This window comes from Umezawaea sp. NPDC059074 (assembly GCF_042738955.1).
Lineage (GTDB): Bacteria > Actinomycetota > Actinomycetes > Mycobacteriales > Pseudonocardiaceae > Umezawaea.
Genome location: NZ_JBHYHC010000008.1, coordinates 46,335 through 61,908 on the forward strand (window position 1 = coordinate 46,335; position 15,574 = coordinate 61,908).

Genomic DNA, 15,574 nt, shown 5'->3' on the forward strand with positions numbered 1-15,574 from the left:
GATCACGCTCCGAGGGAACGCTTGAGGACCTTGCCCATGTCGTTGCGCGGCAACGCTTCCAGGAACCGCACCACCCGCGGCCGCTTGTGCGGGGACAGCAGCCTCGCCACGTGGTCGGCCAGCTCGGCCTCGGCCGGGAACTCGCCGGGGGCGGGCACGATCCACGCCACGATCCGCTCGCCGAGGTCCTCGTCCGGCTCGCCCGTGACGGCCGCCTCGGCGACGCCGGGGTGCTCCAGCAGGGCGTTCTCGATCTCGCCCGCGCCGATCTTGTACCCGCCGCTCTTGATCAGGTCCGTGGCCCGGCGGCCGACGATCCGCACGTACCCGTCCGGGTCCAGCACGGCCATGTCGCCGGTCCGGAACCACCCGTCGACGAACGCGGCGGCCGTGGCGTCGGGCCGGTTCAGGTACTCCAGGAACAGGTTCGGCCCGCGCACCTCGATCTCGCCGATCCCTGCGCTGTCGCTGTCCTGGCCGTCGGCAGTGTCGTTTTCCCCGGCGAGCCGGACCTCGACCCCGTCCAACGGCAGCCCCACCGTCCCCGGCCGCCGGTCCCCGTCAGCCCGCACGCTGGTGTTCATCAGGGTCTCGCTCATCCCGTACCGCTCGACCACCCGCTGCCCGGTGGCCGCGGTGATCCGCTCGTGCACCGTCGCGGGCAGCGCGGCGGACCCGGACACCAGCAGCCGCGCGGCGGAGAACCCGGCCGCCAGCGAGGGATCGGCCTCGACCTCGGCGGCGATCCGCGAGTACATCGTCGGCACGCCGAACATCACCCCGCCACCGCTCAACGCCTCCGAGGCGGCGGCGACGGAGAACTTCCCGAGGTGCTTCACCGTCCCGCCGCGCCGCAGCGGCCCGAGCACGCCGATGCCCAGCCCGTGCACGTGGAACAGCGGCAGCGCGTGCACCACCACGTCGTCGGCCGTCCACTCCCACGCGGTGGCCAGCGAGTCGAGGTTGCTGGTCAGCGCCCGGTGGGGGAGCACGACGCCCTTGGGTGGACCGGTGGTCCCGGACGTGTAGATGATCAGCGCGGGGGTCTCGGGGTCGAGCGCCCGCACCTCGACCGGCGGCCCGGACGGCAGCGTCCCGTCCAGCACCAGGTCCGGCGAGCTGTCGGACATGATGTGCGCCAGCTCCCGCTCGCCGATCTTCGGGTTGATCGGCACCACGGGCACCCCGGCCAGCAGCGCGCCCACGATCGCGACGACCGCCTCGACCGTGGAGTGCGCCCACACGGCCACCCGCTCCACCCCGGCCAGCCCACCCGCGACCGCGCGCGCCTCGTCGGCCAGCTCCCGGTAGGTGAGCGTCCTGTCGGGGAAGTCGAGCGCGATCTCGTCTCCCGAAGACCTGCTTGCAGGGTCGAGCGAGATCTCAGCGGTGGCGAGCGCGGGGATCAACATCTGCCAAACGATGCCGGCCCCCGAGCCCGCCGTGCATCACAAGTGTGGTTCGAGCCACGCCACCAGGTGCGTCTTCGGCTTCGCGCCCACCATCTGGGCCACCAGCTCGCCGTTCTTGTACAGGTGCAGGGTCGGCGCGGCCATCACCGACAGGTCCCGCGCGGTCCGCGGGTTGGCGTCGATGTCGAGCTTGGCCACGGTCAGCGCGTCACCCCGCTCCTCGGCGATCTGCTCCAGCACCGGCTCGATCATCCGGCACGGCCCGCACCACACGGCGCTGAACTCGACCAGCACCGTCCCGCTGCCCACCGCGTCGGCGAACGTCTCATCGGTCAGCGTCCGCAAAGTCGTCGTCTTCAAGCTCGCTCCCACCACTCGTCGCGCACACGGGCGTGGAGAAGGGCACGTCGGCCAGCGCCAGCTGCTCGCGCAGCCGGTCGCGCACCGCCGTCATCCGGTCGATCAGGTCGTCGACCTCGGCCAGCTTGCGCCGGTACACCGCGACCGACGCCGGGCACGAGTCCCCGGTCGGGTGGCCCGTCCGCAGGCACTCCACGAACGGCCGGGTCTCCTCCAGCGCGAACCCGATGCCGGTCAGCGACCGGATCTCGGCGACCAGCCGCAGGTCGGACCGGTCGTAGGTCCGGTGGCCCTTGGCGTCCCGCCGTGCGGGCAGCAGGCCCTGCGCCTCGTAGTAGCGCAGCGCCCTGGTCGTCGTCCCGGCCATCTCGGCCAACTCCCCGATGCGCATCCCGACCTCCTCCGCCAGCGATGCTCCACCTTGACGCCGACGTCAAGGCAAGCCCGCTTCGCGAACACCCGTACCCTTGACAACCGTGCTCGTCCTCGCCATCGATACCGCCACACCCGCGGTCACCGCCGGTGTAGTCGACCTGACGGCCGATTCGCCGCCCCGACTCCTCGCCGAGCGGGTGACGCTCGACGCGAAGGCCCACGGCGAGCTGCTCACCCCGCACCTCCAGGACGCCCTCGCCGAAGCCGGGAAGACGTTCGCGGACGTGGACGCGATCGTCGTCGGCGCGGGCCCCGGCCCGTTCACCGGCCTGCGGGTCGGCCTCGTCACGGCCGCCGCGCTGGGCCAGGCGCTGGACCGCCCGGTGTACCCGGTGCCGACCCCGGACGCCATCGCGCTCGCCGCGGGCACGGGTGAGCCGCTGCTGGTCGCCACCGACGCGCGCCGCAAGGAGGTGTACTGGGCCGTCTACGACGCCGCCGGTCACCGGACCGACGGTCCCGGCGTCGACCGCCCCGCCGACCTGGCCGACCGCGGCCTCGCCGTGCGCTCCGCCGTGGGGGAGGGGGCCGCCCTGTACGCCGACGTCCTCGGCTTCCCGGTCGTCGGACCGCACCACCCGACGCCGGTGGCGCTGGTCGCCGTGGCCGGCGCCGAGGTGCTCGCGGGCGCCGAGCCCGGCCCGTTGACCCCGCTCTACCTGCGCAGGCCCGACGCCGTCGAGCCCGTCGGCCGCAAGAAGGTGACGCGGGCATGAGCGGCGCAGGCCTGGTGACGATCGCGCCGCTGCGCCGCGAGGACGTGCCGCGCTGCGTCGAGATCGAGCACGAGCTGTTCCCCGGCGACGACCCGTGGAGCGCGACCTCGTTCCTCTCCGAGATGGCGGTGGGGAACCACTACCTCGGCGCGTACCTCGCCGACGGCACGCTCATCGGCTACGGCGGACTGGCCATCACCGGCCGCGACCCGGACTTCGAGGCGAGCGTCCACACCCTCGCCGTCGACCAGGGCTACCAGCACGGCGGCGTCGGCAAGCGCCTGCTCCGCGCGCTGCTGGAGCGCGCGGACGAGGTGAGCGCCCCGGTGTTCCTCGAGGTCCGCACGGACAACGACCCCGCCATCGGCCTCTACGTCGCGCACGGCTTCGAGAAGATCGGCCTGCGCCGCCGCTACTACCAGCCGTCGGGCGCGGACGCGCACACGATGGCCCGCCCCGCCGTTGTGAGGGAAAACCCGTGACCGACAGGCTCATCCTCGGCATCGAGAGCTCGTGCGACGAGACCGGTGTCGGCATCGTCCGACTGGGCCCGGACGGGGCCGTGGAACTGCTGTCCGACGAGGTCGCGTCCAGCGTCGAGCAGCACGCCAGGTTCGGCGGCGTCGTCCCCGAGGTCGCCAGCCGCGCCCACCTGGAGGCCATGGTCCCGACCATGCGCCGCTCGCTGGAGATCGCGGGCGTCGGCCTGTCCGACATCGACTCCATCGCCGTCACCGCCGGTCCCGGCCTCGCGGGCGCGCTGCTGGTCGGCGTCTCGGCCGCCAAGGCGTACGCGGCGGCGCTCGGCAAGCCGCTCTACGGCGTGAACCACCTCGCGGGCCACGTCGCCGCGGACACCCTCCAGCACGGCCCGCTGCCCGAGCGGTGCCTCGCGCTGCTGGTCAGCGGCGGCCACTCCCAGCTCCTGCTGGTCGAGGGCCTGGCGCACAAGATCACCGAGCTGGGCTCGACGGTCGACGACGCGGCGGGCGAGGCCTACGACAAGGTCGCCCGGCTGCTCGACCTGCCGTACCCCGGCGGCCCGCCGATCGACAAGCTCGCCAAGACCGGCAACGGCTGCGCCATCGCGTTCCCGCGCGGCCTCACCGGACCCCGCGACGCCCGCTACGACTTCTCGTTCTCCGGGCTGAAGACGTCCGTGGCCCGCTGGGTCGAGAAGGCCGAGCGCGCGGGCGAGGAGATCCCGCTCGCCGACGTGGCCGCGTCGTTCCAGGAGGCCGTCGCCGACGTCCTCACGATGAAGGCCATCCGGGCGTGCCAGGACCTGGACATCGACACGCTCGTCATCGCGGGCGGCGTGGCCGCGAACTCCCGCATCTCCGGCCTCGCGGCCGAGCGCTGCGCGGAGGCGGGCATCCACCTGCGCGTGCCGCGCCCGAAGCTGTGCGGCGACAACGGGGCGATGATCGCCGCCATCGGCGCCCACCTCGTGGCGGCGGGCGCGAAGCCGTCGCCGATCGACCTGTCCACGACTCCGGGCCTGCCGGTGAGCACGATCCAGGTGTTCTGAGACGGCGTGTCCCGGCGCACAGGCCACCCCTTCGGCGCAGCGCTGGGGCGTTCCGGGGCTTCCCCCGAACAGTCGAGCCCGCCCCTCCGTTGAAGCGTTGGCACTCAAGTGGGTAGAGTGCTAATCACACGGCGCCAGTACCGCCCCGACCCCCGCGACGGCGGGGTGGCAGGTGCCGTACCCACCTGCCAACGCTTTCAATGACCGTGGAGGTCAGCCCGGTGAGCGTGAACATCAAGCCGCTCGAGGACAAGATCGTCGTCCAGGCCAGCGAGGCCGAGACCACGACCGCTTCCGGCCTCGTGATCCCGGACACCGCGAAGGAGAAGCCCCAGGAGGGCAAGGTCATCGCGGTCGGCCTGGGCCGAATCGACGACAAGGGCAACCGCGTCCCCGTGGACGTGGCTGTCGGCGACGTCGTCATCTACTCGAAGTACGGCGGCACCGAGGTCAAGTACAACGGCGAGGAGTACCTCATCCTCTCTGCCCGCGACGTGCTGGCCGTCATCAACTAGTCGTTCGGCTGACACGCAAGCGCCCCGGCGACCCCACACCGGGGCTACCGGGGCGTTTCGCACAAGAGAGGCTAGGCAATGCCCAAGCAGATCAGCTTCGACGAGGACGCTCGTCGGGCACTCGAGCGCGGCGTGAACAAGCTGGCCGACACGGTCAAGGTCACCCTTGGACCGGCTGGCCGCCACGTCGTCCTCGACAAGAAGTTCGGTGGCCCCACGGTCACCAACGACGGTGTCACCATCGCTCGCGAGATCGAGCTGGACGACCCGTTCGAGAACCTGGGCGCGCAGCTGGCGAAGGCCGTCGCGACCAAGACCAACGACGTCGCCGGTGACGGCACGACGACCGCCACGGTGCTCGCGCAGGCCATGGTGCGCGTCGGTCTCCGCAACGTCGCCGCGGGCGCGAACCCGACCGCGCTCGGCCTCGGCATCCAGGCCGCCGCCGACGCCGTCGTGGACGCGCTCAAGGCGAAGGCCACCCCGGTGAAGGGCCGCGAGAACATCGCGCAGGTCGGCACCGTGTCCTCGCGCGACGAGTCCATCGGCGCCCTCCTCGGTGAAGCCATCGAGAAGGTCGGCGAGGACGGTGTGATCACCGTCGAGGAGTCCTCGACGATGCTCACCGAGCTGCAGATCACCGAGGGCGTCCAGTTCGACAAGGGCTACATCTCGGCGCACTTCGCCACGGACCTCGAGGCCCAGGAAGCGGTCTTCGAGGACGCCCTCATCCTGCTGCACCGCGAGAAGATCTCGGCGCTCGCCGACTTCCTGCCGCTGCTGGAGAAGGTCGCCGAGTCCGGCAAGTCGCTCGTCGTGATCGCCGAGGACGTCGAGGGCGAGGCGCTGTCCACCCTGGTGGTCAACGCCCTGCGCAAGACGCTCCGCGTCGTCGCCGTGAAGGCGCCGTTCTTCGGCGACCGCCGCAAGGCGTTCCTGGACGACCTCGCGGTCGTCACCGGCGGCCAGGTCATCGCCGCCGAGGTGGGCCTGAAGCTGTCCGAGGTCGGCCTCGACGTGCTGGGCTCCGCCCGCCGCATCGTGGTGTCCAAGGACAACACGACCATCGTCGACGGTGGCGGCTCCAAGGCCGACATCGCCGGTCGCGCGGAGCAGTTGCGCCGCGAGATCGAGGCGACGGACTCCGACTGGGACCGCGAGAAGCTCCAGGAGCGCCTCGCGAAGCTCTCCGGCGGCATCGCCGTGATCAAGGTCGGCGCCGCCACCGAGACCGAGCTGAAGGAGCGGAAGCACCGCATCGAGGACGCGGTCGCCGCCACCAAGGCAGCGGTCGAGGAGGGCATCGTCCCCGGCGGCGGCTCCGCACTGGTGCACGCCGCGAAGGTCCTCGACGGCGGCCTCGACCGCACGGGCGACGAGGCGACCGGTGTCGCGATCGTCCGCGAGGCCCTCTCGTCGGCGCTGTTCTGGATCTCCACGAACGCGGGCCTCGAAGGCGCGGTCGTGGTGAACAAGGTCCGCGAAGGCGACTGGGGCTTCGGCTTCAACGCCGCCACGCTGGTCTACGGCGACCTCCTCGACTGGGGCATCATCGACCCGGTCAAGGTCACCCGCAGCGCGGTCACCAACGCGGCCTCCATCGCCCGCATGGTGCTCACCACGGAGAGCGCCATCGTGGAGAAGAAGGAACAGGAACCCGCGGCAGCCGCAGGCCACGGCCACGGACACGGCCACTAGCTCCACCAGCACGCGACAAAAGGGGCGGCACCTTCACCGGTGCCGCCCCTTTCGCATGCCCACGCCTTCCACACCCCCGAGCCGCCCACCTCCCGAGTCGCGCGCTGCCAGGGCCGCGCCGCCGGGCCGTGCGCCGCCGAACCGCGCCGACTCGGACCGCGCGCCGCCAGAGCCGCGCCCACCTGAGCTCGTGCCGGACTGGGCTTGTTCTGGCAGGCCGATCTAGTCCAGCCGTTCCAGGGCCCGCTTGCCTAGCCGAGTTGAGGCTGGCCTGCCCAGCTCCGCTCGTCGGGTCGCGTCTGTCTCGTCGGGACGTGACCGTCCTGTCCAGATGGCGGGTGATCGTGCGTCGGGTCCGTTTCGTCGATACGGGACCGTCTCGTCGAGACGGAGCCGTTCAAGCCAGGGGCGTTGGGTCGGGGGCGGTTCGTCGGTACGGGGGCGTGTCGACGGGGCGGGGGCGTTGTGTTGGGAGGGGAGGCTGGTGCTGTTGGGTGGTGGGGTTGGGCTGGGTGGGGGAGCTTGGTGCGTAACGGTGGGAGGGGTGAGGGGCAAGTCATGGGTGTGAACAAACCGACCGACGCGTTGACCCGATCCGGCCCGCGGGTGCCGACTGAGGGGTTGCTCGCTGAGTTCGAGGCGGTTTACCGGGCCGAGGCCCAGCGGATCACGGCGTTCTTCGCGCGCCGCAGCAGCGATCCGCAGACCGTCGCCGATCTCACGGCGGACACCTTCGTGGAGGCGATGACCTCGTTCGCCACGTTCGACCCGGCCAAGGGCACGGTTCGCGGATGGCTGTTCGCCATCGCGCGCCGCGTCTTCGCCCAGTCCCTGGAGAAGGCCACGCGGCGCGAGGACGCGGCGCGCAGACACGCCGGACGGCGGGTCCTCGACGTCGACGAAGCGGACGAACTGGTCCGCCGCATCGACGCCGAACGAGCGGGCCAACCGCTCATGGACCGCCTGCGTGCCCTGCCGCCGCTGGACCAGACGGTGATCGAACTGGTCGACCTGGCGGGCCTCACCCCCAAGGAAGCGGCGACGGCGGTGGGGGTTTCCTCCGGTGCCCTGCGCATCCGGTTGTTCCGCGCCCGTGCCCGACTGCGCACAGAGGAGAAGCGTTATGGGTAGTTTCGAGGAGAACCTGTGGTCCGACCTGGTCGACGAGCACGGTTCCGCGCTCGCCACGGCCGAGCGGACGGTGCGGCCGGCCAAGCGGCGCGCGGTGCCGCTCACGCTCGGCGCGTTCGGGGTGGCCGCCGTGGCGGCGGTGGCGTTCACCGCCACCGGCGGGGTCGGCGCACCGCCCGCGTTCGCGGTGGAGGTCCAGTCCAACGGTGACGTGGAGGTGTCCTTCACCCAGGTAGCGGGCTTGGACGGCGCCAACGCCCGGCTCGCCGAGCTGGGGGTGCGGGCCAAGGCCGTCGTGACGGACCCCAACTGCGCGTCCACGGTCACGGGCGACACCTTCGTGATCGGTGGCGCGGGAGCCCCGACCGACCTCGTGGGCAGCCGCTTCCTCATCCAGCCCAGCTCGATCCCCCAGGGCAGCACGCTGCTCCTGGTCGCCGAGCGGATCAACCCCGACCAGGTCGCCGTGACGACCGCCATGGTCGACGACCCGGCCCCCACCTGCGTCCTGCCGCAGAAGCGCTGACCGGCACCCGAGCCGACAGCACCGACCGGCGACCGCCGATCGACAGTGCTGACCGGCTTCTGCTGGCGACAGCACGCTGACTAGTGCTCGCCGGCCGGTTTCCGCCGACCGAAGGCGTTGACCAGCTCCCGTTGACCGACTCGGCAAGAGGGCCCCTTGCCGAGCCCCGGACAGCGGAAAGGGCGGCCCCTCAGCAGAGGAACCGCCCCTTCACCACCGAGTCGCGCACTCCGCGCCCGGTCGGCTCCCTCGACACGCCGACCGCGCCCGGAGCACCCGCCCCGCCGTCCCGCTCAGGTCAACGCCAGCTGCCGCTTCCGCGACTTGATGATGTTGTCCCGTTCCGACTCCGACAGCCCGCCCCAGATCCCGTACGGCTCTTGCACCGCCAGGGCGTGTCGTCGGCACATCTCCAGCACGGGGCAGGCGAGGCAGACCGCCTTGGCCCGTGCTTCCCTCCGGGCCCGTGCGGGCCCGCGTTCCCCGTCCGGGTGGAAGAAGAACGCGCTGTCCATCCCGCGACAAGACCCGGTCATCTGCCAGTCCCACACGTCGGCGTTGGGTCCGGGGAGCCTTCGGGTGTCCGCCATGTCGAGACCGCCTCCTTGGCCCACTGCTGTGGACTGCTCCATTCGGCTTAATGTTGATCCACCGTAGAACCGCGCCAAAACTTGTTCAAGGGGTCGAGCACCAGAAAGCCGGTTATTCAGCCGATGGGTGATCGCCCGGTGCTCGGGCACTCACCCGCCGGAGTTGCCGCGAGGGCTCCGTGACCGGACGATGACCGCGTGATGACGCATCCGGAACATCCCGCCGCGCCGACCGGCGGTGAGCCGGAATCCGGCGCTGCGGAAGAGGATCCGGTCGATCGGCTGGTGTTGTCGGTGGCCGCGGTCGCCCGTCGGCTCGGGGTGGCTCCGGCGACTCTCCGGACGTGGGACCGCCGTTACGGCCTCGGACCCAGTGATCACACGACCGGGCGACACCGGAAGTACGCGCCGGGTGACATCGCCCGCTTGGAGTTGATGCAGCGGGCCCTGCTGCGGGGGGCGTCGTCGGCGGAGGCCGCCAAGTACGCGCTCGCCGAGCGGGTGCCCGCGCCCCGGTCGACGTCGTCGGTCGCGGAGGCCCCGGAACCGGTGTTGACCGGTGGCGAGGTCGGGGCGGGCAGCGGTGGTCGCGGGCTGCGGATGCCGGGGGCGGGCCGTCGCGCGCGGGGTCTCGGCCGGGCGGTGCTGGCGATGGACTCCGCCGCCGCGCAGCAGATCCTGGCCGACTCGCTCGGCGAGGACGGCGTGATCACCACGTGGGACGAGGTGGTGCGGCCGCTGCTCGGCGCGATGGCCGCGCGGTGGGAGCACTCGGGCGCGGGCGTCGAGGTGTCGCACCTCCTGAACGAGTGCGTGCTCGCCGCGATGATCCGCGTGACGCCCGTGGTGACCACTCCCCGCAACCACCGCCCGGTGCTGCTGGCGTGCATGCCGGACGAGCGCCACAACATCCCGCTGTACCCGTTGGCGGCGGTCCTGTCGCAGCGCGGGGTGGGGATTCGTCAGCTCGGCGCGGCGCTGCCCGCCGAGGCGCTGCGGTCCGCCGTGCGGCGCGTCGCGCCCGCCGCCGTGGTGCTCTGGGCGCAGCTGCCGCGCTACGCCGATCCGGGGGCGCTCGCGGCGTTGCCACGAACGAGGCAGCGGACTCGCCTGTTCGTGGGCGGCCCCGGCTGGGAACGGGGTGTCGTCCCGTCCACGGCCGAGCGGATCGATGACCTGGGCACGGCGGCCGCCGTGATCGAGCAGGCGGTCTGCTGACTGAGTCGTCGGAACCCGGCACGATGTAACCGTGGACGACCAGTTGAGACGCGCGGCGTTCGGGGACTGCCCGGAGACACCCGTCTGGAGCACCCTCGCGGAGGGGTCCGCGAGGGACCGCTGGCTGGCCGCGGTGGTCCTCGGGGGCCAGGGCCACTACGCCGCCGCGGCCACGGCCTTGGGCGGGCTGCTGGGCGACCGGGACCGCGTCGTCGCCTCGTTGGCCGCCTCCACGCTCGCCTCGCACCGCCGCCAGTTGGGCGGTCACGCCGTCGCGCGCGGCCTCGACGCCCGTGCGCTGGCGACCGCGCCGACGTCCGGCCCGGCCGACCCCGACGGGGTGGATGTCGCGGGCGCCCGCGCGGACGCCCTGCTCGGGCTCGCGGCGGACGCCATCGGCGCTGGTAGGACGCGTGAGGCGCGGCTGCTGCACGCCAGGGTGGAGCCCACGTGCTGGCGGACCGAGGTGCGCCACGGGTGGGTGGCGGCGGAGATCGAACTAGCGGAGGGTCACGCGGACCGGGCCGTCGCGCCCGCCGAGGCCGCCGCGAGGACCGCCCGCGAGGCGGGGGCCGTGCGCCACGCGCTGAAGTCCGACCTCGTTCTGGGGACGTCGTTGGTCGTGTGGGGGACCGCCGACGGGGTGGCTCGCGGGGTTGAGCTACTCGAGTGTGACCTAACTCACATTACCAAACGAGACCTGTGGTCGTTGATCTGGCCGACGGCATTCGTGCTCGTCGAGCATGACCCATCTGCGGCGGGTAATCCTCCCGTACGGGCTACCGAGGCTCTGAGCTGCGTGTTACGCCGAGCTGATCCGATCGGGCGGCGGTTGGCCCTCGACTCGCCCTGGGTGCCGACGGCGCTGCTCCGTTCCGGGGAACCCCCGAACGCAGACCCCTGGTCGAAGTTCTTGACGGATTAAGCACCGGATCGTGTCAAGGTTGGGCCTCCAGCGTCCGATAGGGGAGATGAAACGTCACTCGGCTGCAGGAAGGAGTCCCCGTGACTACGGTCCTTATTTGCGACGACCGGCGCAGCGTGCGGGAGGGCCTCACCCGTGTCATGTCGGCCGTCCCCGGGGTTAGTCGCATTGATTGCGTAGCGCACGGTGACGAGTTGTTGGCTCGCTTTTCACGTCAGCCTGTCGACGTCGTGCTGGTAGGTACCCAGCGCGCCGTCCCGACCGGTGTCGAAGCAACCCGGCGGCTCGTCTCGGCCAACCCGCAGGCCAACGTCATCGTGTTCGGTGCCCCGGACGACGCGGGCAGCATCGCCGCCGCGATCGCGGGTGGCGCCCGCGGTTACCTCCGCTGGGACGCTTCCCGTCCCGAGCTGGTGGCCGCGCTGGCCCACACCCTCGCGAGCACGTCGGTGCCTGCCCCTCGTCAGCCCTCGGATCCCGGTGTCCAGCTCACGGAGCGCGAGCTCCAGGTGCTGCGCGGCATGAGCCAGGGCAAGAGCAACGGTCAGATCGGGCGCGAGCTCTACCTGTCCGAGGACACCGTGAAGACCCACGCGCGGAGGTTGTTCCGCAAGCTGGGTGTCCGCGACCGCGCCCAGGCGGTCGCCCACGGCTTCCGCCGCGGTCTCGTGTCCTAGATCACGACCCACGATCGCGGGTATCCTCATCCAGCCCGGTGACTTGTCGCCGGGCTGGATACGGTTGTGCGCGTCGCGCTGGTCAGAGGGGCTGGTTAGGCCCCTCCTTCCGCCATTTGCCCACCCTGCCGGTACGGTGTGGGTCACCAGTACGGGTGACGTCGATCGTCGCGTGCTGTTTGTTGTCGATACGCCTAGGCGTAACACCGGGGCTGCTGTCTGCGATGACCAACTTGGGGGACGGACTGGACGCCGAAGTAGGCGCGGCCGTCGGAGGCGACAGGCCTGCCACTGAGCGCCTGTTGGCTTCGATCCGTCCCTTGGTGGTGCGGTACTGCCGCGCCCGAGTCGGAAGACAGGAAAGGTCTTTCGCTTCGGCGGACGACGTGGCCCAGGAGGTGTGTCTCGCGGTGTTGACGGCCCTGCCCAGCTACCGCGACCAAGGTCGGCCCTTCCTCGCGTTCGTGTACGGGATCGCCGCGCACAAGGTGGCCGACTCGCATCGGTCCGCCGCGCGCAACCGTTCCGAACCGGTTCCGGAAGTGCCGGACGCGCCCGAGACCGAAGCGGGTCCTGAACAGCGCGCCATGCAAGGCGAACTCACCGGGCAGATGGCCCAGCTCTTGCGAGTCCTACCCGAGAAGCAGCGGGAGATCCTCCTGCTCCGGGTGGTGGTCGGGTTGTCGGCCGAGGAGACCGCGGACGCGGTCGGGTCGACTCCCGGAGCGGTCAGGGTGGCGCAGCACCGCGCGCTGTCCAGGCTTCGCAAGACGTTGGCAGCCGAGGAGGTGGTCTGAGTGGCCGACCAGCACGAGAAGGACAACGGAGAAGTCGTGCGCGGACAGCACGGGAGAGATCCCCTCCCTTCGGACGATCAGTCGGCGGACTCGGGCGGCGACGCGTTCGCCGCCGGTGACCTGTCCGGCATCCAGGCCGACGACGCGCTGCTCGACGCGCTCGGCGGCAAGGACCCGGAGCGCGTCGGCGACCTCGTCCAGGACGACCTCAACGCGATGCTGCTGGCGTGGCGGCACGACGTGGACAGCCAGGCCATCTCGGACCTGGTGGACACGGACACCGCGCTCGCCACGATCGAGGCCGCCCGTCCGACGCCCCGGTCCCGGCACCGGTTCCTCATCCCGCTCGCCAGCGCCGCCGCGATCCTGGCGATCGCGTTCACCGGCGTCAGCCTGGTGGCCCGCGACGCCCAGCCCGGCGACCCGCTGTGGGGCCTCACCCGCGTGCTGTACTCCGACCACGCCCAGTCGGTCGAGGCCGCCGTCGCCGTGAACAGCGACCTGGACGCCGCCCGCGCCGCGCTGCGCGAGGGCAAGGTCAACGAGGCCAAGGACGCGCTGGACAAGGCGGGCGTCGCCCTGCCGAAGGTGTCCGCCGACGACGGCCACGTGGTCCTGTCCGAGAAGCACACGGCGCTGCTGGACGAGCTGATCAGCACGACGCCGACCACGCCGGGCACCCCGCAGACCACGACGAAGAAGCCGAAGCCGACGAGGTCCACGGACCCGACGACCACGAGCGCGCAGGACACCACGACGGTCGACACGTCGACGTCGACCTCGACGACGACCACCACGCCCTCGCCGCCCCCGCCGACGACGTCCAGCAGCACTCCGCCGCCCCCGCCGCCGGAGGACACCGGCGCGTCGACGGGCGGAGCCACGGTGCGGTCGGAGAACATCACCCCGACCTCGTAGCCCGAGACCCGAGATGTGACGAAGCCCGCCCCGGTTTCCGGGGCGGGCTTCGTCACACCGTCAGCGGGCGCTCTCGCTCGCGGTGACCCCGTCGGCGTACCCGCGGCAGTACTCCCACGTGACGTACGAGGTCGGGTCCGGGTCGTACGCGGGCTCGTGCGGCCGCATGTGGCCGTCGTTGAGCAGCTGCTCCAGGCTGGCGCGCAGGAGCGCCCAGTCGTGGAAGTGCGGCTCCTCGCATTCGCCGCAGTCCACCACGATTCCCCGCACACCACTGGGTTCCAGCAGCGCTTGGTACACGGCGAGGTCGCTCAGGTCACCCACGAGTTCGGCGCGTTCCTCGTCGCCCATCTCGGAGTGCTCGTGGTCTTCTTCTGGCTCGACCATGGCCTTCGCGGGATCTTCCGGATCCTCGGCGAAGGGGTCTGGTGGCAAGGCGTCGTGCGGCACGACCCCGCACGGTACCGGGCGGGACGACCCGACCGCCCAGATACCATGACGTGAACGCCCCAGACCTGCCAGCAGGGTCGAGAATCAGATGCTGCCCCCAAGCGGAAGCCCGATCCGCTCGCGGTGGGACCGCAGCACGACGGAAGGCTTGTCACCCGCTATGACCAGCGAGCTCAACGTTGACGGAGTCCCGAGCAAGTTCGCGATGCTGGGACTGACCTTCGATGACGTCCTGTTGCAGCCTGCGGAATCCGACGTCGTGCCCAGCAACGTCGACACCAGCACCCGGATCTCCCGCAACATCACGCTGCGGATCCCGCTGGCCTCCGCCGCGATGGACACCGTGACCGAGGCGCGGATGGCCATCTCGATGGCCCGCCAGGGCGGTATCGGCGTGCTGCACCGCAACCTCTCGATCGAGGACCAGGCCAGCCAGGCCGAGACCGTGAAGCGCTCCGAGGCGGGCATGGTGACCGACCCGGTGACCTGCACGCCCGAGGACACGATCGCGCACGTGGACGACCTGTGCGCCCGGTACCGGATCTCCGGCGTCCCCGTGACGGACCCGTCCGGGAAGCTCGTCGGCATCATCACCAACCGCGACATGCGCTTCGAGGTGGACCACAAGCGCAAGGTCAGCGAGGTCATGACCAAGGGCCCGCTGGTCACCGCGCAGGTCGGCGTGTCGGCCGAGGCCGCGCTGGGCCTGCTGCGTCGCCACAAGATCGAGAAGCTGCCGATCGTGGACGGCGACGGCAAGCTCCGCGGCCTGATCACGGTCAAGGACTTCGTCAAGACCGAGCAGTACCCGCTGGCCTCGAAGGACCCCGACGGCAGGCTGCTGTGCGCCGCCGCCGTGGGTGTCGGCGACGACGCGTTCGCGCGCTCGATGACGCTGGCCGACGCGGGCATCGACGTGCTCATGGTCGACACCGCGCACGGCCACTCGCGCGGCGTGCTGGAGATGGTCTCGAAGCTCAAGAAGGAACTGGGCGACACCGTGGACGTGGTCGGCGGCAACATCGCCACCCGCCTCGGCGCGCAGGCGCTGGTCGACGCGGGCGCGGACGGCGTGAAGGTCGGCGTCGGCCCCGGCTCCATCTGCACGACCCGCGTGGTCGCCGGTGTCGGCGTCCCGCAGATCACCGCGATCCACGAGGCGTACCTCGCGTGCCGCCCGGCGGGCGTGCCGGTGATCGGCGACGGCGGCATCCAGTACTCCGGCGACATCGCGAAGGCCATCGCGGCCGGTGCGAGCGCCGTCATGGTCGGCAGCCTGGTCGCGGGCACCGCCGAGGCCCCCGGTGACCTGATCCTGGTCAACGGCAAGCAGTTCAAGACCTACCGCGGCATGGGTTCGCTCGCCGCGATGTCCGGTCGGGGCGACACCAAGTCGTACTCGAAGGACCGCTACTTCCAGGACGACGTGCTGTCCGAGGACAAGCTCGTGCCGGAGGGCATCGAGGGCCGCACCCCGTTCCGCGGCCCGCTCGCGCAGGTGGCGTACCAGCTCGTCGGCGGCCTCCGCATGGCGATGGGCTACACGGGTTCCCGCACGATCCCGGAGCTGCAGAACGCGCAGCTCGTCCGGATCACCGCGGCGGGCCTGAAGGAAAGCCACCCGCACGACATCACGATGACCGTCGAAGCCCCCAACTACACCACCCGCTGAGAG

General features: G+C 71.4%; 18 protein-coding genes. 13 read left to right on the plus strand and 5 right to left on the minus strand.

Annotated elements, in window-relative coordinates:
• Positions 1-2 precede the first annotated feature (2 nt).
• The 3 genes from ACFWW9_RS06125 to ACFWW9_RS06135 are packed head-to-tail and all read right to left on the minus strand — an operon-like array spanning position 3 to position 2,163.
• Positions 3-1,412 carry an acyl-CoA synthetase gene (locus ACFWW9_RS06125; protein WP_390372125.1) on the minus strand — a complete coding sequence of 470 codons (1,410 nt, stop codon included), beginning with the start codon at positions 1,410-1,412 and terminating at the stop codon, positions 3-5.
• A 36-nt stretch (positions 1,413-1,448) separates the two neighbouring features.
• Entirely contained in the window at positions 1,449-1,772 is a 324-nt protein-coding gene (gene trxA / locus ACFWW9_RS06130; protein ID WP_390372128.1) for a thioredoxin, read from the minus strand.
• A complete protein-coding gene (locus tag ACFWW9_RS06135; protein WP_390372130.1) occupies positions 1,738-2,163 on the minus strand; it encodes a MerR family transcriptional regulator in 426 nt (141 codons plus the stop codon). Before ACFWW9_RS06135 ends, trxA begins: the two co-directional genes overlap by 35 nt.
• 85 nt (positions 2,164-2,248) lie before the next feature.
• Between ACFWW9_RS06135 and tsaB the strand changes: the two genes are divergently transcribed.
• The 7 genes from tsaB (at position 2,249) to ACFWW9_RS06170 (ending at position 8,324) form a co-directional block, all read left to right on the plus strand.
• Positions 2,249-2,923, plus strand: coding sequence for a tRNA (adenosine(37)-N6)-threonylcarbamoyltransferase complex dimerization subunit type 1 TsaB (gene tsaB / locus ACFWW9_RS06140; RefSeq protein ID WP_390372131.1), 675 nt, complete (start codon positions 2,249-2,251; stop codon positions 2,921-2,923).
• Positions 2,920-3,405, plus strand: coding sequence for a ribosomal protein S18-alanine N-acetyltransferase (gene rimI / locus ACFWW9_RS06145; RefSeq protein WP_390372133.1), 486 nt, complete (start codon positions 2,920-2,922; stop codon positions 3,403-3,405). The genes tsaB and rimI overlap by 4 nt, the downstream gene beginning before the upstream one ends.
• Positions 3,402-4,454, plus strand: coding sequence for a tRNA (adenosine(37)-N6)-threonylcarbamoyltransferase complex transferase subunit TsaD (gene tsaD / locus ACFWW9_RS06150; protein ID WP_390372135.1), 1,053 nt, complete (start codon positions 3,402-3,404; stop codon positions 4,452-4,454). The genes rimI and tsaD overlap by 4 nt, the downstream gene beginning before the upstream one ends.
• A gap of 200 nt (positions 4,455-4,654) precedes the next feature.
• Positions 4,655-4,969, plus strand: coding sequence for a co-chaperone GroES (gene groES / locus ACFWW9_RS06155; RefSeq protein ID WP_245886307.1), 315 nt, complete (start codon positions 4,655-4,657; stop codon positions 4,967-4,969).
• Between the two features lie 78 nt (positions 4,970-5,047).
• Positions 5,048-6,667: a chaperonin GroEL gene (gene groL, locus ACFWW9_RS06160; RefSeq protein ID WP_390372139.1), complete on the plus strand. Its 1,620-nt coding sequence runs from the start codon at positions 5,048-5,050 to the stop codon at positions 6,665-6,667.
• 558 nt (positions 6,668-7,225) lie between these two features.
• Positions 7,226-7,798 (plus strand): RNA polymerase sigma factor, encoded by a 573-nt coding sequence (locus tag ACFWW9_RS06165; RefSeq protein WP_390372142.1) that lies wholly within the window; start codon positions 7,226-7,228, stop codon positions 7,796-7,798.
• Positions 7,791-8,324: a hypothetical protein gene (locus ACFWW9_RS06170; protein ID WP_390372145.1), complete on the plus strand. Its 534-nt coding sequence runs from the start codon at positions 7,791-7,793 to the stop codon at positions 8,322-8,324. The genes ACFWW9_RS06165 and ACFWW9_RS06170 overlap by 8 nt, the downstream gene beginning before the upstream one ends.
• 293 nt (positions 8,325-8,617) lie before the next feature.
• Here ACFWW9_RS06170 and ACFWW9_RS06175 read toward each other — a convergent pair whose 3' ends face one another.
• A complete protein-coding gene (locus ACFWW9_RS06175; protein WP_259627765.1) occupies positions 8,618-8,914 on the minus strand; it encodes a WhiB family transcriptional regulator in 297 nt (98 codons plus the stop codon).
• Positions 8,915-9,115: 201 nt separating this feature from the next.
• Here ACFWW9_RS06175 and ACFWW9_RS06180 point away from each other — a divergent pair, with 201 nt between their 5' ends.
• The 5 genes from ACFWW9_RS06180 to ACFWW9_RS06200 all read left to right on the plus strand — a co-directional run bounded on the left by ACFWW9_RS06180 (position 9,116) and on the right by ACFWW9_RS06200 (position 13,449).
• Positions 9,116-10,132 (plus strand): MerR family transcriptional regulator, encoded by a 1,017-nt coding sequence (locus tag ACFWW9_RS06180; protein WP_390372324.1) that lies wholly within the window; start codon positions 9,116-9,118, stop codon positions 10,130-10,132.
• 31 nt (positions 10,133-10,163) lie between these two features.
• Entirely contained in the window at positions 10,164-11,057 is an 894-nt protein-coding gene (locus tag ACFWW9_RS06185; protein WP_390372149.1) for a hypothetical protein, read from the plus strand.
• Between the two features lie 80 nt (positions 11,058-11,137).
• Entirely contained in the window at positions 11,138-11,734 is a 597-nt protein-coding gene (locus tag ACFWW9_RS06190) for a response regulator transcription factor (RefSeq protein ID WP_015805222.1), read from the plus strand.
• 224 nt (positions 11,735-11,958) lie between these two features.
• Entirely contained in the window at positions 11,959-12,531 is a 573-nt protein-coding gene (locus tag ACFWW9_RS06195) for a sigma-70 family RNA polymerase sigma factor (protein ID WP_390372326.1), read from the plus strand.
• The gene (locus ACFWW9_RS06200) at positions 12,532-13,449 is read left to right on the plus strand and encodes an anti-sigma-D factor RsdA (protein ID WP_390372152.1); all 918 of its coding nucleotides are present in this window, start codon (positions 12,532-12,534) and stop codon (positions 13,447-13,449) included.
• Positions 13,450-13,509: 60 nt separating this feature from the next.
• Here the strand turns inward: ACFWW9_RS06200 and ACFWW9_RS06205 are convergent, their stop codons facing one another.
• Positions 13,510-13,899 carry a DUF5319 domain-containing protein gene (locus tag ACFWW9_RS06205; RefSeq protein ID WP_390372154.1) on the minus strand — a complete coding sequence of 130 codons (390 nt, stop codon included), beginning with the start codon at positions 13,897-13,899 and terminating at the stop codon, positions 13,510-13,512.
• Positions 13,900-14,059: 160 nt separating this feature from the next.
• Between ACFWW9_RS06205 and guaB the strand changes: the two genes are divergently transcribed.
• Complete coding sequence (guaB, locus tag ACFWW9_RS06210; protein WP_390372156.1) at positions 14,060-15,571, plus strand: IMP dehydrogenase; 1,512 nt, start codon at positions 14,060-14,062, stop codon at positions 15,569-15,571.
• The last annotated feature ends 3 nt before the right edge of the window (positions 15,572-15,574 follow it).

Bases quoted from the DNA above. Each gene is read 5' to 3' on its own strand.
- ACFWW9_RS06180 (WP_390372324.1), top strand. From the start codon at position 9,116: ATGACGCATCCGGAACATCCCGCCGCGCCGACCGGCGGTGAGCCGGAA.
- ACFWW9_RS06165 (WP_390372142.1), top strand. From the start codon at position 7,226: ATGGGTGTGAACAAACCGACCGACGCGTTGACCCGATCCGGCCCGCGG.
- groES (WP_245886307.1), top strand. From the start codon at position 4,655: ATGACCGTGGAGGTCAGCCCGGTGAGCGTGAACATCAAGCCGCTCGAG.
- ACFWW9_RS06195 (WP_390372326.1), top strand. From the start codon at position 11,959: ATGACCAACTTGGGGGACGGACTGGACGCCGAAGTAGGCGCGGCCGTC.
- ACFWW9_RS06125 (WP_390372125.1), bottom strand. From the start codon at position 1,412: ATGTTGATCCCCGCGCTCGCCACCGCTGAGATCTCGCTCGACCCTGCA.
- ACFWW9_RS06175 (WP_259627765.1), bottom strand. From the start codon at position 8,914: ATGGCGGACACCCGAAGGCTCCCCGGACCCAACGCCGACGTGTGGGAC.
- guaB (WP_390372156.1), top strand. From the start codon at position 14,060: ATGACCAGCGAGCTCAACGTTGACGGAGTCCCGAGCAAGTTCGCGATG.
- ACFWW9_RS06135 (WP_390372130.1), bottom strand. From the start codon at position 2,163: ATGCGCATCGGGGAGTTGGCCGAGATGGCCGGGACGACGACCAGGGCG.
- rimI (WP_390372133.1), top strand. From the start codon at position 2,920: ATGAGCGGCGCAGGCCTGGTGACGATCGCGCCGCTGCGCCGCGAGGAC.
- groL (WP_390372139.1), top strand. From the start codon at position 5,048: ATGCCCAAGCAGATCAGCTTCGACGAGGACGCTCGTCGGGCACTCGAG.
- ACFWW9_RS06170 (WP_390372145.1), top strand. From the start codon at position 7,791: ATGGGTAGTTTCGAGGAGAACCTGTGGTCCGACCTGGTCGACGAGCAC.